We start from the raw sequence: 1,213 nt of genomic DNA, 5'->3' as shown, positions 1-1,213 counted from the left end.
GCCGCGCCGGCCTACTCCCCCGCCTCCGGGACGGTGGTGCTGGGCGTGTGGCAGCCGGGCGCGCCGGCCGCCACTCTCATCGGGCTGCGCTACCACGCGGGCCAGACCCCGCTGCTCAGCCGCGAGTGGAGCAGCGACGCGGTGGGCGCCGGTGTGATCGCCAGCCCGGTATTGTCCGCCGACGGCGCGACGGTGTACGTCAACGGCCGCGACCAGCGGCTGTGGGCGCTGCACGCCGCCGACGGCAAGGTGAAATGGTCCGTGCCCCTGGGCTTCCTGGCGCAGACGCCGCCAGCGGTCACCCCGCAGGGGCTGATCGTGGCGGGTGGCGGCCCCGACACCCGACTGGCCGCGTTCAAGGATGCGGGTGACCACGCCGAGGCGGCCTGGCGCCGCGACGACGCCCTGCCCCTGTCGTCGTCGAGCCTGGCCGGCGGCGGTGTCGGCTACACCGTGGTCGCCGGCCCGCCCGCAAACGGCGCGCCCGGCATGTCGGTGCTTGCCTTCGACCCCGGCAACGGCCACACCCTGGGCAACTACCCGCTTCCGGCCGCCACCGGCTACCCGCTCGGGGTGTCGGTCGGCACCGACCGACGGGTGGTCGCCACCACCAGCGACGGCCAGGTCTACGGGTTCGCGCCGGCCTAGTGCGGGCGGCGTCTCAGAGCGCCAGGGGCGGGATCGCGTCGCGCGGGACCTGGGCCTGGGCCGGACCGGCGAAGGCCGGCAGCATCTCGCCGGGGGCGAAGTAGAAGATCAGCTGGTCGTCGGTGATGGCGAAGTTCTGATAGTGCGAGGGGTCGCGCCCCGTCGACGGCGGGATCGCCGCGCCCAGCGGGTTCTGGCGTGCCAGATCGCGCTGGACGACCGGGAAGATGCTGTCCAGCGGCGTGGTTCCCGGCGCGAACAGGTTGTCGAAGGTGATCGGCTGCCTGGCCCCCAGGTTGTAGTTGAACGCCTTGTACCACGTGGAGGGGTGCGACCCGCCGAGGTCCTGGAAGAATTTGAGCACGACGCTGCGGGTGTTGTGCGGCGGCTGCCCGGAGCTGTGCTGCTCGGTGGTGGCTTCCATCTGGTAGAGCTGATCGCGGCTGCCGGAGCTCTGGGCGACGTTGACGAAGCCGTCCCGGTTCTGCGTGATGTAGTCGGTCAGCGCCTGTTCGTCGGGGTAGTCCGTCGGAAACGTCATGGTGAACGTGTAGGTGGGTCCCGT

2 protein-coding genes are annotated in these 1,213 nt (G+C 71.9%); one reads left to right on the top strand and one right to left on the bottom strand.

The window, feature by feature from the left end; translation table 11 throughout:
• Window positions 1–648: outer membrane protein assembly factor BamB family protein (locus BN971_RS24335; protein ID WP_139027175.1), on the top strand; the 648-nt coding region annotated here is incomplete at its 5' end.
• 13 nt (window positions 649–661) lie between these two features.
• Here the strand turns inward: BN971_RS24335 and BN971_RS24330 are convergent.
• Window positions 662–1,213 (bottom strand): esterase (locus BN971_RS24330; RefSeq protein WP_139027174.1); only part of this gene is annotated, 552 nt, incomplete at its 5' end.

This window comes from Mycobacterium bohemicum DSM 44277 (assembly GCF_001053185.1).
Lineage (GTDB): Bacteria > Actinomycetota > Actinomycetes > Mycobacteriales > Mycobacteriaceae > Mycobacterium > Mycobacterium bohemicum.
The sequence above is the reverse complement of the archived record's forward strand: the minus strand, read 5'-3'. Positions and strand labels throughout refer to the sequence as shown.